This is a genomic window from Marivita sp. NO-S04 (assembly GCF_059070475.1).
The window spans coordinates 2,937,502-2,950,825 of record NZ_CM180980.1 but is presented as its reverse complement, the minus strand read 5'-3'; the positions used below and the strand labels follow the sequence as shown (position 1 = coordinate 2,950,825).

Genomic DNA, 13,324 nt, shown 5'->3' with positions numbered 1-13,324 from the left:
GGGCTTAACACGCTTCCCAACTGAATTATTTTCGTGACTGGAGAGTTTCATGACCGCGCGCGCTGATTTCAATGATCGTATGTTGTCCCTTGGTTTGGCGCGGGTCGCGGAACAGGCCGCTATCGCCACCGTGAACCTGATCGGACGCGGCGACGAGAAAGCGGCGGATCAGGCGGCTGTGAATGCAATGCGTCAACAGCTTAACCTGCTGGACATTGCTGGCGTCGTTGTGATCGGCGAAGGTGAACGTGACGAAGCTCCGATGCTGTTTATCGGTGAAGAGGTTGGCACCGGAAATGGTCCCGGTGTGGATATCGCGCTTGATCCACTGGAAGGCACAACGCTGACCGCCAAAGACATGCCCAACGCGCTGACTGTGATCGCCATGGGGCCGCGCGGGTCGATGCTGCACGCGCCGGACGTTTATATGGAAAAGCTGGCCATTGGTCCGGGCTTTGCCGAAGGCCTTGTGACCCTTGATATGTCGCCGCGCGAACGCGTTGCCGCATTGGCTAAGGTCAAAGGATGCAGCCCGCGTGATATCACCGTCTGCGTCCTTGAACGCCCGCGCCACGAAGACATGATCGCCGAGATCCGGTCTACTGGTGCGGCAATCCGTCTGATCACCGATGGTGACGTGGCCGGTGTTATGCACTGCGCCGAACCCAGCCAGACCGGCGTCGATATGTATATGGGCACTGGAGGCGCACCCGAAGGGGTACTGGCCGCAGCGGCTTTGAAATGTATGGGTGGCCAGATCCAAGGGCGTCTGTTGTTCCGCAATGACGACGAAAAAGGGCGCGCGGCCAAGGCAGGGATCACCGATCTCGACAAGATCTACACCCGCGATGAGATGGTCACTCAGGACGTGATCTTCGCGGCCACCGGTGTCACCACCGGATCGCTGCTCGCTGGGATCAAGCGCGAGGTTGGGTTCTACACGACCGAGACGTTGCTCATGCGCTCGAAGACCGGATCGGTCCGGCGGATGACATACCGGAACCCGATGCACTGATGGAGCAGGCGTGACCGCATATCTTGGCGTCGACAGGTCACTGACCGGGCGGCGCTGGATCGGTCCGGCGCCCGAGATCACTCGACATGCCGAAGCGCTGATGCAACAGACAGGCTTGCCGCCTGCATTGTGTCAGACGTTGTCCCGGCTGGGCGTCATTGCCGACGAAGTGCCCACCTACCTTGAACCAACCCTGCGTGCGTTGCTTCCCGATCCCCGCTCCTTGCGTGATATGGAACACGCGGCGGGCCGCATCTTGCAGGCAGTGAGAAACCGAGAACGGATTGCGATCTTTGCCGATTACGATGTGGATGGGGGCGCGTCTGCTGCCCTGTTGATCGACTGGTTGCGGCAGCTTGACCGCAAAGCAACGCTCTATGTGCCCGACCGCATCGACGAAGGCTACGGCCCTAATGAGGCTGCAATGGAGGCATTGGCGCGGGATCATGACCTGATCGTCTGTGTTGATTGCGGAACTCTTTCGCATGGCCCGATTGCGGCGGCACGCGGTGCGGATGTTGTCGTGCTCGATCATCACCTTGGGGGAGAAACTCTGCCCGAGGCCTTCGCCGTGGTAAACCCGAACCGGCAGGATGAGGACGGAGCCTTGGCCCATCTGTGTGCTGCGGGCGTGGTGTTCCTGACGCTGGTCGAAGCTGGACGGCAAATTCGCGAGACTGGCGCTCAGGGCCCGGACCTGATGTCGATGCTCGACCTTGTGGCCCTGGCGACAGTGGCTGATGTGGCACCGCTCAAAGGTGTGAATCGCGCGCTTGTGCGGCAAGGTCTCAAAGTGATGGCGCAGCGCGCGCGCCCCGGTCTGGTCGCGCTTTGTGATGTGGGCCGTCTGGATACCGCACCCAAGTCGTACCACCTTGGCTTTGTTCTGGGGCCAAGGGTCAATGCGGGGGGGCGGATCGGCAAAGCTGACCTTGGCGCCCGGCTTCTGGCAACCACTGATCCACACGAGGCTAAGTCCATTGCCGAACGTCTCGATTCGCTCAATACCGAACGGCGCGAGATCGAAGAGGCTGTGCGTGCACAGGCTTTGGAGCAGGCCGAAGAACGTGGCTTTGACGCGCCGCTTGTCTGGGCCGCTGACGAGGGCTGGCATCCCGGTGTCGTGGGGATTGTCGCATCGCGCCTCAAGGAACGTACCAACCGCCCGTCCATCGTGATTGGGTTCGATGGGGATGCGGGCAAGGGGTCCGGACGGTCGGTCAGTGGAATCGACCTAGGGGCTGCAATCCAGAAGCTGGCTGCCGAAGGCCATCTGGAAAAGGGCGGTGGTCACAAGATGGCAGCTGGCCTGTCGCTATCGCGTGGGCAGCTGGAACCGGCGATGATGCGCCTGTCAGAGATTCTGGCAAAGCAGGGTGCGGACCAACTGGGTGCATCCGATTTGCGACTGGATGGCCCACTTATGCCGGGTGCCGCTACACCGGAGCTTGTCGAGCAACTCGAAGAGGCTGGACCGTTCGGAGCAGGGGCGGCCGCACCGAGATTTGTGTTTCCAGATATGCATATTGGATTCGCGAAACGGGTCGGGAGTTCGCATCTCAAAATCAGTTTTGGCGACGGTCTTGGCGCGCGGATAGACGCGATTTCCTTCGGAGCATTCGATGGACCGCTTGGTCCGGCACTCGAACAGCATGGGGGCGCACGATTCCATTTGGCTGGACGTTTGGAAATCAACGAATGGGGTGGCAAGCGGTCTGTGCAATTGCGCTTGGAAGACGCGGCGCGTGCTGGGTAGTGATCCACTTAAGTATCTGAAAAGTGTAACCTTTACCGAATGGTCAAATTTATTTCGCCAAGTTCGAAAAAACCGCGAAAAACCTTCCAATTTCCGCTTGCATGGCCGCGCGGCTTTGCCTAAACACCGCTCACCAACAGTGGCCCGTTCGTCTATCGGTTAGGACGCCAGGTTTTCAACCTGGAAAGAGGGGTTCGATTCCCCTACGGGCTGCCACTGGTTTGGAATTTCCCTATACTTTCAAGGCTTTATCGGTGCCGTTTGCCCAACCCTTGGTATGGGTTGGACAAAATTTTTAGGTCTTCGCTCTTGCCAAGCGTGACAGGCCGCTGTCTGCCAACTTGTTCCGATTAGCCTTTCGTGTGTATGTAGCTGCTTCTTTCGGGCTGGCGTGTGCAAGAAACGCCATAACTTCAAACTCACTTCCCCCGCTGTCTGCAATCGCTGTGGCTTGTCCTTTACGGATACCGTGCAAAGAACAGTGCTCTAATCCCGCCTTCATGCACTGCGCCTTGAACCAATTGCCGAAAGTTTCAGGTTTGTAGGGGAGTCCCCCACTATGACTCACCAAATAGGGAGTATTAGGGTCTAATTTGGCAAGTTCGGTTGCCAGTTCATTTTGAATTATATAGCCTCCGCCCACATCAGTTTTACCTCGTTTATAGAAGATTCGGTCTCCCTTGATATTTTCCCAAGTCATTTTGCAAATATCCGAGCGAGCAGCACCTGTGTTTTCTGCGATACGAAAAACAAGTCTTGCTTTTGAACCGGCCGGGTGAGTAGCTAAAAATCTTTTCATCTCGTCTATAGTCCAAGTATGAAATCCCTCTGAGCTTTCTCTTTTTCGGTCAGCTGCTTTTGCCGGATTATTTGTAACTCCATCTACTTCCTGTTTAATAGCAAAAGTGAAGAGCATTGAAAGATTCTTACGAACTTTATTTGCCGCAGCTGGACCTGATTTCCGACTCATTAAAGCTTCTATATGTCGCGCACGGAACTCCGATAACGGTAAGTCACCTGCCTCTTTCCTGAGCCAGTCAAGTTCCCGGAGCAACACCTTTTTCGTGCTTGTGCTCTTACTGAGATGTTTGGGTGACCGAAGATACTGCTCAATAAGCCAATGCAGTGTCCCATAGGCCAAAACATTATACTCCTTCGTAGTGCTTTTATTGTTGATTGCCTGTTCGTAGGAGGCGCGAAATTCGGCAGAGCCATAGCTTCCAACCAAATAGGTAGAAAACCCCTTGCTGCGATACCGCCAACGAACTTTATTATGCCTATCCACAGTTCGGGTTACATTTGGAAAAGGATTTTTACTATTTTTCATTTCAGGAGCCTATCGCAAGGGTTTGGATTTGTTGGTTTTGCTTTGGTGTTTGTGAATAAGCAGATTTTGCCAGTTTGGTGATCAACTTCAATTTGTTGAATAGCAAGTCCAGCTGCTTCGGCACCACGAACAGCTCTGGTGATATCTATTTGCTTAAAGCCAGATTGACGGCTTCCCCTGAATTTTTCTGTGATGTTTATTTCCATTGTTTAGCCTTTCATTGAGTATCCATTGATTGTCAGCGACGATGGATGAATGCCCCATCGCTCCGTAGAGCATCAAGACATTATGTGAATGCTCATTTGAAAAAGTTGTGCGTTACAAGAAATCCAATTACTTCAGTGGGTTGCAATTTCTCTGAGAAGATTTCTGCCGAATAAGTAAATTTAATATGTGATTTTCAAATTTTATTTGAATGTTAATTGGGAATTGTGGTGATTCGTGGTTTCCGTCTTGCAATACGAAAGCGGTGCAAGCTGAGTTGAGCACTGTCGCGTATCGGTTGTGTTCCGTTACTCTCTCCACACAGGTAAGCCTATATGGACAGAATGATTGATTGGAGAAGTTCATCCAAACTTGCGTCCGTAAGCCCTGGTAATTTTATACGGACATAATTTATACGATTGGCACCTTTATGGATAAGGAGCGCTACCAATGTCACACACGATTCTTTACGCGAGAGTCTCAACAGCTGATCAAACGATAGAACATCAGCTGGAACAGGCTGTGAAAGCTGGCTTCAAGATTGATGAAGTCTTGGCCGATGATGGTGTGTCTGGCGTTTCAACAAGACTCCGTGAAAGGCCAGAAGGCAAACGACTGTATGATAAGCTCCGTGCTGGCGATGTTTTGGTAGTTCGTTGGGTGGATAGGCTTGGCAGGAACTACAGCGATGTTACCGGGGTCATCCGTGAGTTTATGGAACGCGGAGTCATCATCAAAACCGTAATCAATGGCATGGTCTTTGATGGTGCCACCAAAGAACCGATGCAGATGGCCGTGCGTGATGCTCTGATATCGTTCCTCGCAGCAACAGCCCAAGCACAATTAGAAGCCACCCGTGAAGCTCAGAAGGCGGGGATAGCTTATGCCAAGGGACAAGCAGGGAAGTATCGCGGCAGGAAACCGTCTTATGGAGCTGAACAGATTGAACAGGTGGTTTCGCTGCTGGAAACCATGAACCCCAATGCAGTTGCGAAATCTGTAGGTCTATCGCGCTAAGCTGTGTTGCGCATTGCCGCAGATCCAGATGCCGCCTATGCTCGTGTGGCGAAGTGGTCGGGGATAGTTGCACACTAATCCCACCAAAGTCGCATAGGTGTAAAGCTGGCTTACTCTTACGCTGTATATAAATTCAGACAGGGAGTGTAGCTCGTGAGCAAGGTGCTATTGGTTGGAATGATGATGCTCTATGCTGTGCTGTTTTTTGGATTGGTTCAAACACTGCCTGTTTGAGATGTGGCTGGTTTGGCTTCAATCTGCACAGTTTTCCGGCATTGTTGCAAAAGTCTGACGACGAAGGATTCACTTCGCGAATCCATGGCGTTAGACGCGGTGCATGAGCAAGCCATCTCCCGCCCGCTATCGCACGACGAACTGGTCCAGCTACAACGCGTCACTCAGGAAGCGGGGGTCTCTGCTCATCTGGGTCGACAAGGACATGACCTGGCGCGCGCCGCGTGACAGTCGACCCGGACGTCCGGCGGTGTTTTCCGATGCGGCCATACAGTTCTGCTTATCGATCAAAGTCCTGTTCAAGTTGCCGTTGCGCCAGACCGCCGGAATGGTGGCCAGCCTGCTGCGACTGGCCGGCCTGGACTGGCCCGTGCCGGACTTTTCCACGCTGTGCCGCAGGCAAAAGACCTTGGCCGTCCAGGTCCCGTATCGCCGTGCGGACGGCCCGCTGAACCTGCTGGTCGACAGCACCGGGATCAAGTTCCTCGGCGATGGCGAATGGCAGGCCCGCAAGCACGGGGTGCAAGGCCGACGCCAATGGCGCAAAGTCCATCTGGCCATGGACACCACCACCTCGGACATCCGGGCAGTCGAGTTCACCCCCAGCCGCGACGGCGACAGCCCCGTGCTGCCCGACCTGCTCGGCCAGATCCCGGCAGGTGAGCAGATAGGCACGGTCACCGCCGACGGCGCCTACGACACACGCCGCTGCCACAAGGCCATCATCGAACGCGACGCCGTTCCGATCATCCCGATCCGAAAGAACGGACGTCTCTGGAAAGAAGACTGCCCGGCTGCACGCGCCCGCAACGACACCCTGCGCGCGACGCGATACTACGGGCGGGCGTTCTGGAAACGCTGGACCGGATACCACGCCCGCAACCGGATCGAGGCGAAGATGCGCTGCCTGAAATCCTTCGGCGAGCGTATCATGGCAAGAGACCCCGACCGACAGACCGCCGAAATCCACATCCGCATCGCCCTCATGAACCGCTTCAACGCCCTCGGCACCGCCGAGATCGTCCGCGTGGCATAACGTCAGCGGGGTAAGGGGACGTCACGCCTCAGGCCGGGGTAATGCAACAACGCCGATGTGGCTGGTTTGGCTTCAATCTGCACAGTTTTCCGACCACTGTTGCTGCTCACGATTCCAACATTGACCGATGGCAGCTTTGGCTTCTCGTAGATAGTCCAATGGATTACCAGCGAGTTCTTCTCTGCAATTCAAGCTGGCCAGATTTTTTCCGTCTCGTTCCACCCAGATAGTGATATCGTAATAGTGGATACCGTTACGAAAATTTTCATATGGTGATGTTGTAATCACAGTGTAGCTATAGATTTTGGTTATAAAAGGTAACAGCATGCGCATCCGTGCTTCCCAAACCGTTCCACGGTTGGAAATCCACAGTGGCAACAGGTTCTTTCAAAACCAGCTCAGGCTTTCCTGAGGGACCGAACCTATAGATGATGTCGCCATCTTGTTTGGACAATGAAAGCTGTTTGGTTCCGATTGTGCAGGTCAGAAAGTTTGTTTCGGTTTCCTCAACCAGTGTGGGTAGCAGGGTGGTGGCGAAAATGGCGGGTATGGTTTTGAGTAGCATTGGTTAGATATTCAACTCAGGTAGCGGGTATGGAAGAATTTTACACTCGGTGACCCTTAGGCAAACGGATCCGTTAAAACGCCAACCAATGGTAGTAAGAAGTCACCATTAAGTGGGTCTAATGCAGCTGCGTGAAAGCTATCCACAGTTTGTTTAACGGATTGAAGGCTTAGGTTGCTACCGTCGTATAAAGCCATCGCTATCGCAGCCTCTGAAGTATCTGATAAGCCTTTATGCACGGCAAAGTAGGCTCCGACATTGACCTTGTTATCCAAATACACTCGGTCAGTAGAACCATCTTGGACACCACCAAGAACTTCAAGTATGAATTGATCTCGGCTTACGAATCCTGAGTTGAGGCTATTAACCCAAAAATCAAATCCAGCTTGGTCTGGAGTTCTCCCAAGCACATTGTTATAGACGGCCTCTGCAAATTCCGCGTTTGATGTGTTTTCTGGGTAAAATCTCAGCGTTTCAGATTGTCCTGCGAATAGGGTTGCCATTTCTTCCATACTGGTTCCGTTCGCATATGCGGTTCCCCAGAAGTTTAGGCCAATGGCATCTGGAGCACGATTGTAATAGGCGATGTAGAGTTCAATAAATCCTCTGAAAGCCTCTTCATTGAGTGATGCAGCCCCGCCGAACTGGGTAAGATTGAACTCTGCGTAGGGACCAGCGTCAAACACAAGGAATTCAGTATTTGTCAGTGTGTCGGTGCCATTGCCATCAGTGCGCCGGTCTCGCACCTGCACACCTGAAGATGTCAGTGTCACCGTATAGCTATTTTGGTTTCCATCATACAGCACAGTGTCAATCCCAAGACCGCCATCTATCCTGTCATTACCTTTGCTTGCGGTGATGAAATCGTTGCCGCCTCTGGCTGCTATTATCTCAGATAAATCTGTTCCGATAACACTGTCGGCAGCATCTGTTGGACTCGTTGTCTCGGGGGGAATTGCGCTGGTAACAGCAGCTGTTTCCGCGGATGTGAGGGTTTCGGTTGTGCCGCCGCCATCTGTGTATGTGATGCGAACAGAGATGGATTCCCCGATGTCGTCATTTACAAGGTCGTATATTCTGCTGATTGCGCCGGTGATCGGGTTCCCATCTCTGAGCCACTGGTAACTTAACGACCCCAGTCCATCGGTATCAGCAATGATGGATGTGATTGCGGTGAGCTGGTTGCCCTCTGATGCCGTTCCCGAGATTATGACGGCACCAGTCGGGTTCTCATTCACATTGGTGAGGTCGTCATCATTTCTGATTGTATGAAGTGCTTGATAGGCTTTGATGACTGTCCCGCTCAGGTCAAGAACAGCGCCAATTGGATCGCTGAGCTCCACACGAAAAATTTCATCGCTTTCGTTCTCTGTGTCTCCGACAATTTCAACTGAAAAGGTTTCGGTTGTTGAACCCGGAGCAAAGGTAAGAGTGCCGGTTGTGGCAACGAAGTCCTCGCCAGCGATGGCGCTTGAACTCTGAGTTGCGTAGCGCACAGATACCGTTTGGGTTGATGGCTCTGATAAGGTCGCTATAAAGCTCACTTGGGTGTTGTGGTTGGTGCCCTCACTACTGCTTCCGTTTATTGGGGAGACGGACATTGATGGTAAGGGCGGAGCTGTCAAATTTGGTGTTGATTGATGACTTTCAAGCAATATGTCAGCTCCGCGTGTCAGGCTATCTCCTGCATCCAGCACTGCATCTTCCGCATCGCTGAGAGTGTATCCAAGAAAGTAATTTTCAAAACTATATAACTTTGCAGTGGGATAACCTGCTTGTAATTCAAGGTGTGCCTGTAATCCTTCAAGGAAGTTATTACCAATAATTGAAATATGTTCAGGGTCCCCATAGTTCGCCCAAACTGCAATTGTAGAGCTTCCACCTATCGCGACCTGTGCGTCAAAAAATGTGTTGTTTCTGATTAATAAGGCAGCGTCTCTTACGCCAATGGACAACCCCTGAGATCCAATGAAAAGATTGTTTGTAAAAGCTGAATTAGATGTTGGATACCATATATAAAATCCAGACACCTCAGTAAATGTGCTATGTGAAATTGAAAAATTTCCATAGGAAGCATTTCCGGTTGCCGGTAAAAAATACCCGTTTGATATATGTGCGTCGTTAATTGAAATATTTCCGGGAGCCTCAGGGTCGCTGCCAAACGAGAATATAACATCATTGAATGTTGTGGTCGTCAATTCTGCATTCAAAGATATGAAGTTGCCGAAGACTGTTATTGAGTGTCCGTTTCCATTTACAACAACACCATCTTCAATTGTTAAAGTGACATTAGGTGCAATCTGCAGTTCATCATTCAGGTTTATAATCTGTCCGGATGTCCAGGTGATATCTTCTGGGATTATCTGCGGCATGTTTATTTCCCTTGTTGGACTGGGTGAAAGCGGATGCTCTCTAAATTCGTCCGCTTGATTGATTGGAATGTGCTGACAACTTCAACTGGTTCATCATTCAGTTTTGGATTGATATTCCGCGACGCACATCATCACCCAAAACATTGGTGCCTATGTCGCGCTCTGTGGTAGCGGCGGTGCGATAGGATTTCAGCAATGTGTCTATGGTGGGGCGTTGTTGCATTACCCCGGCCTGAGGCGTGACGTCCCCTTACCCCGCTGACGTTATGCCACGCGGACGATCTCGGCGGTGCCGAGGGCGTTGAAGCGGTTCATGAGGGCGATGCGGATGTGGATTTCGGCGGTCTGTCGGTCGGGGTCTCTTGCCATGATACGCTCGCCGAAGGATTTCAGGCAGCGCATCTTCGCCTCGATCCGGTTGCGGGCGTGGTATCCGGTCCAGCGTTTCCAGAACGCCCGCCCGTAGTATCGCGTCGCGCGCAGGGTGTCGTTGCGGGCGCGTGCAGCCGGGCAGTCTTCTTTCCAGAGACGTCCGTTCTTTCGGATCGGGATGATCGGAACGGCGTCGCGTTCGATGATGGCCTTGTGGCAGCGGCGTGTGTCGTAGGCGCCGTCGGCGGTGACCGTGCCTATCTGCTCACCTGCCGGGATCTGGCCGAGCAGGTCGGGCAGCACGGGGCTGTCGCCGTCGCGGCTGGGGGTGAACTCGACTGCCCGGATGTCCGAGGTGGTGGTGTCCATGGCCAGATGGACTTTGCGCCATTGGCGTCGGCCTTGCACCCCGTGCTTGCGGGCCTGCCATTCGCCATCGCCGAGGAACTTGATCCCGGTGCTGTCGACCAGCAGGTTCAGCGGGCCGTCCGCACGGCGATACGGGACCTGGACGGCCAAGGTCTTTTGCCTGCGGCACAGCGTGGAAAAGTCCGGCACGGGCCAGTCCAGGCCGGCCAGTCGCAGCAGGCTGGCCACCATTCCGGCGGTCTGGCGCAACGGCAACTTGAACAGGACTTTGATCGATAAGCAGAACTGTATGGCCGCATCGGAAAACACCGCCGGACGTCCGGGTCGACTGTCACGCGGCGCGCGCCAGGTCATGTCCTTGTCGACCCAGATGAGCAGAGACCCCCGCTTCCTGAGTGACGCGTTGTAGCTGGACCAGTTCGTCGTGCGATAGCGGGCGGGAGATGGCTTGCTCATGCACCGCGTCTAACGCCATGGATTCGCGAAGTGAATCCTTCGTCGTCAGACTTTTGCAACAATGCCCTATGGTGGTCATCGTGATGGCTCTCCCGTTGCCGCTACGCTTGTAATCTACAGGTAGAAATCTGTGGAACGAAAGCTGTTCGGTGAGCGGGTGCAAAGATTTACATACAATCTGTGGTGGTGACCAGCTCTGCAAAAAGTCACGACTTCAACTATAAAGTTGAAATAATCACCCGAAAAACAGTTTGAAACACGGCTGCGATATAGTGTTTGTTGTCAGTGCTTGGGTTGGACTACTGCCATTGTTATCCGGAGCCCAAGCAAGCGATTTTACGGTAACCCCTGTAAATTGCTCTCAGACTTTGAACGGCGGTGAAGTTACATACAGCCTCAACTTCATCGCCGCTTTTTCTCAAAGTATGGACAAGTCCTGTGCCCATCCTCAGCCAGTCTGGTTGGAAATCAGCAAGTCTTCTTTTGTGTAGCCACTTTGCAACAGTTCCATGAACCACTGCGGCTTGCGCCCGGTTTTCCCGCATACTTGCATGTGATTGTTCGGGTTGCGAAAGTGAGGCACTGGCTTCGCACGGGATTTTCTGGGTTGAACTTGAACCAGTTCAGCCGCATTGGCAAATCCGTGTTCTATGGCGATGGCGTTAATCTTTGCTTTCGCCTCCGCCTTTTGGCGTGCGTGATATGATGCAATCGCCTTTGCCACATCAGCTTGAATTTGTTGCAATTCTGCAAGCGATAGATTGTCATAGCTGACATCAAGCATATTGGATTCTCCCTTCTACTGCTTTGACTGAACCTGCATATGCCATTAATATGCGTTTGGTAAAACCTTTCTCCCACATCTTTTGCGGATTGGGCTTTACCTTGTCGCTTATGTTGGTAGCGGTGTGCTATGAAGAAGGACTTGCTGAAACAGGAAGTTCAAGCCTACTTGGAACCCATCGTGCGCGACATTTTCAAAATAAAAATCGGTATCATATCCGTAAAATCAGGTTGTTTTGTGTTTGCTAGTCATATCTTTGGACCATCAGCGTCAGCTGCTGGCTTGGACAAAATCAAAGTCGCTGAGCCTGCGTCACGCGACTTCATTGAAATCGTTGAACGGTTGTCACAAGCAAGTCCTCTGGATGCTGAACAATTTTACCGCGCAATTGCTGAGGCAGCGCTCAATGTTCAAATGTCACCTGAACTTGGCGCGTCCGGAAGGCACCCAAACACCAAAGAACTGCACTTGCGGGAACAATCCACAACCTTGGTCTATGGCTATGAAGAGACAGGCGCTGTCACAGTCTTCGGGATACTTCACGCTGGTGATAATCGGCTTTGAGCATAAACCCCCTCAAAAATCGCCATAGACCAGGCATTCCTCTGTTCCAGTAGGGTTGGTGCGAAAAAAACCATCACCCGGCCTCAGAGCTTCGCACAGCGCTTCTCTGATGCAAGCAAAGCGGTGTTCCTCCCGAATTTCCTAAGCAGCCAGTGATTTTGGTGCATAATCAGCAACCCGTTCCGCCCCATATCGTCGCATCTGCCAGAACAATCGTCTTGAAAAATATTCCTCATAGCTTTTTGCCCACGCGGGGCGTTGTTGCATTACCCCGGCCTGAGGCGTGACGTCCCCTTACCCCGCTGACGTTATGCCACGCGGACGATCTCGGCGGTGCCGAGGGCGTTGAAGCGGTTCATGAGGGCGATGCGGATGTGGATTTCGGCGGTCTGTCGGTCGGGGTCTCTTGCCATGATACGCTCGCCGAAGGATTTCAGGCAGCGCATCTTCGCCTCGATCCGGTTGCGGGCGTGGTATCCGGTCCAGCGTTTCCAGAACGCCCGCCCGTAGTATCGCGTCGCGCGCAGGGTGTCGTTGCGGGCGCGTGCAGCCGGGCAGTCTTCTTTCCAGAGACGTCCGTTCTTTCGGATCGGGATGATCGGAACGGCGTCGCGTTCGATGATGGCCTTGTGGCAGCGGCGTGTGTCGTAGGCGCCGTCGGCGGTGACCGTGCCTATCTGCTCACCTGCCGGGATCTGGCCGAGCAGGTCGGGCAGCACGGGGCTGTCGCCGTCGCGGCTGGGGGTGAACTCGACTGCCCGGATGTCCGAGGTGGTGGTGTCCATGGCCAGATGGACTTTGCGCCATTGGCGTCGGCCTTGCACCCCGTGCTTGCGGGCCTGCCATTCGCCATCGCCGAGGAACTTGATCCCGGTGCTGTCGACCAGCAGGTTCAGCGGGCCGTCCGCACGGCGATACGGGACCTGGACGGCCAAGGTCTTTTGCCTGCGGCACAGCGTGGAAAAGTCCGGCACGGGCCAGTCCAGGCCGGCCAGTCGCAGCAGGCTGGCCACCATTCCGGCGGTCTGGCGCAACGGCAACTTGAACAGGACTTTGATCGATAAGCAGAACTGTATGGCCGCATCGGAAAACACCGCCGGACGTCCGGGTCGACTGTCACGCGGCGCGCGCCAGGTCATGTCCTTGTCGACCCAGATGAGCAGAGACCCCCGCTTCCTGAGTGACGCGTTGTAGCTGGACCAGTTCGTCGTGCGATAGCGGGCGGGAGATGGCTTGCTCATGCACCGCGTCTA

The 13,324-nt window shown here is 53.7% G+C and carries 12 protein-coding genes and 1 tRNA gene; 6 read left to right on the top strand and 7 right to left on the bottom strand.

From position 1 onward, the window contains the following. Positions 1-49 precede the first annotated feature (49 nt). The 3 genes from glpX (at position 50) to ACK3EW_RS15085 (ending at position 2,987) form a co-directional block, all read left to right on the top strand. On the top strand, positions 50-1,015 hold the full coding sequence (gene glpX, locus ACK3EW_RS15095) for a class II fructose-bisphosphatase (RefSeq protein ID WP_439120053.1): 966 nt from the start codon (positions 50-52) through the stop codon (positions 1,013-1,015). A 10-nt stretch (positions 1,016-1,025) separates the two neighbouring features. Beyond that, positions 1,026-2,771: a single-stranded-DNA-specific exonuclease RecJ gene (gene recJ, locus ACK3EW_RS15090; protein ID WP_493806837.1), complete on the top strand. Its 1,746-nt coding sequence runs from the start codon at positions 1,026-1,028 to the stop codon at positions 2,769-2,771. Positions 2,772-2,912: 141 nt separating this feature from the next. After that, positions 2,913-2,987 (top strand) — tRNA-Glu (locus ACK3EW_RS15085). A gap of 79 nt (positions 2,988-3,066) precedes the next feature. Here ACK3EW_RS15085 and ACK3EW_RS15080 read toward each other — a convergent pair. Continuing rightward, on the bottom strand, positions 3,067-4,098 hold the full coding sequence (locus tag ACK3EW_RS15080) for a tyrosine-type recombinase/integrase (protein ID WP_493806836.1): 1,032 nt from the start codon (positions 4,096-4,098) through the stop codon (positions 3,067-3,069). Continuing rightward, the gene (locus ACK3EW_RS15075) at positions 4,095-4,304 is read right to left on the bottom strand and encodes a hypothetical protein (protein ID WP_493806835.1); all 210 of its coding nucleotides are present in this window, start codon (positions 4,302-4,304) and stop codon (positions 4,095-4,097) included. The genes ACK3EW_RS15080 and ACK3EW_RS15075 overlap by 4 nt, the downstream gene beginning before the upstream one ends. A 448-nt stretch (positions 4,305-4,752) precedes the next feature. Here ACK3EW_RS15075 and ACK3EW_RS15070 point away from each other — a divergent pair, with 448 nt between their 5' ends. Both ACK3EW_RS15070 and ACK3EW_RS15065 read left to right on the top strand, forming a co-directional pair. After that, complete coding sequence (locus tag ACK3EW_RS15070) at positions 4,753-5,319, top strand: recombinase family protein (protein ID WP_493806834.1); 567 nt, start codon at positions 4,753-4,755, stop codon at positions 5,317-5,319. A 337-nt stretch (positions 5,320-5,656) separates the two neighbouring features. Further along, positions 5,657-6,589, top strand: a complete 933-nt coding sequence (locus ACK3EW_RS15065) for an IS5 family transposase (RefSeq protein WP_493806415.1) — start codon at positions 5,657-5,659, stop codon at positions 6,587-6,589. Between the two features lie 295 nt (positions 6,590-6,884). On the opposite strand, the gene ACK3EW_RS15060 is transcribed toward ACK3EW_RS15065, so the two are convergent. The 4 genes from ACK3EW_RS15060 to ACK3EW_RS15045 form a co-directional block, all read right to left on the bottom strand. Then, positions 6,885-7,154, bottom strand: coding sequence for a hypothetical protein (locus ACK3EW_RS15060; protein WP_493806833.1), 270 nt, complete (start codon positions 7,152-7,154; stop codon positions 6,885-6,887). A gap of 56 nt (positions 7,155-7,210) precedes the next feature. Further along, entirely contained in the window at positions 7,211-9,526 is a 2,316-nt protein-coding gene (locus ACK3EW_RS15055; RefSeq protein ID WP_493806832.1) for a DUF4214 domain-containing protein, read from the bottom strand. Between the two features lie 264 nt (positions 9,527-9,790). Then, a complete protein-coding gene (locus ACK3EW_RS15050; protein ID WP_493806415.1) occupies positions 9,791-10,723 on the bottom strand; it encodes an IS5 family transposase in 933 nt (310 codons plus the stop codon). Between the two features lie 448 nt (positions 10,724-11,171). Beyond that, the gene (locus ACK3EW_RS15045) at positions 11,172-11,507 is read right to left on the bottom strand and encodes an H-NS histone family protein (protein WP_493806831.1); all 336 of its coding nucleotides are present in this window, start codon (positions 11,505-11,507) and stop codon (positions 11,172-11,174) included. A 129-nt stretch (positions 11,508-11,636) separates the two neighbouring features. On the opposite strand from ACK3EW_RS15045, the gene ACK3EW_RS15040 reads away from it, so the two are divergent. Continuing rightward, positions 11,637-12,071: a type II toxin-antitoxin system RelE/ParE family toxin gene (locus ACK3EW_RS15040; RefSeq protein ID WP_493806830.1), complete on the top strand. Its 435-nt coding sequence runs from the start codon at positions 11,637-11,639 to the stop codon at positions 12,069-12,071. A 308-nt stretch (positions 12,072-12,379) separates the two neighbouring features. On the opposite strand, the gene ACK3EW_RS15035 is transcribed toward ACK3EW_RS15040, so the two are convergent. Beyond that, entirely contained in the window at positions 12,380-13,312 is a 933-nt protein-coding gene (locus ACK3EW_RS15035) for an IS5 family transposase (protein WP_493806415.1), read from the bottom strand. Positions 13,313-13,324 lie beyond the last annotated feature (12 nt).

What these genes read in the sequence shown, in the direction of transcription:
- ACK3EW_RS15045 (WP_493806831.1), bottom strand. Translation starts at nt 11,507, where the DNA reads ATGCTTGATGTCAGCTATGACAATCTATCGCTTGCAGAATTGCAACAA.
- ACK3EW_RS15065 (WP_493806415.1), top strand. Translation starts at nt 5,657, where the DNA reads ATGAGCAAGCCATCTCCCGCCCGCTATCGCACGACGAACTGGTCCAGC.
- ACK3EW_RS15080 (WP_493806836.1), bottom strand. Translation starts at nt 4,098, where the DNA reads ATGAAAAATAGTAAAAATCCTTTTCCAAATGTAACCCGAACTGTGGAT.
- ACK3EW_RS15055 (WP_493806832.1), bottom strand. Translation starts at nt 9,526, where the DNA reads ATGCCGCAGATAATCCCAGAAGATATCACCTGGACATCCGGACAGATT.
- ACK3EW_RS15050 (WP_493806415.1), bottom strand. Translation starts at nt 10,723, where the DNA reads ATGAGCAAGCCATCTCCCGCCCGCTATCGCACGACGAACTGGTCCAGC.
- ACK3EW_RS15070 (WP_493806834.1), top strand. Translation starts at nt 4,753, where the DNA reads ATGTCACACACGATTCTTTACGCGAGAGTCTCAACAGCTGATCAAACG.
- ACK3EW_RS15035 (WP_493806415.1), bottom strand. Translation starts at nt 13,312, where the DNA reads ATGAGCAAGCCATCTCCCGCCCGCTATCGCACGACGAACTGGTCCAGC.
- ACK3EW_RS15075 (WP_493806835.1), bottom strand. Translation starts at nt 4,304, where the DNA reads ATGGAAATAAACATCACAGAAAAATTCAGGGGAAGCCGTCAATCTGGC.
- glpX (WP_439120053.1), top strand. Translation starts at nt 50, where the DNA reads ATGACCGCGCGCGCTGATTTCAATGATCGTATGTTGTCCCTTGGTTTG.
- ACK3EW_RS15040 (WP_493806830.1), top strand. Translation starts at nt 11,637, where the DNA reads ATGAAGAAGGACTTGCTGAAACAGGAAGTTCAAGCCTACTTGGAACCC.
- ACK3EW_RS15060 (WP_493806833.1), bottom strand. Translation starts at nt 7,154, where the DNA reads ATGCTACTCAAAACCATACCCGCCATTTTCGCCACCACCCTGCTACCC.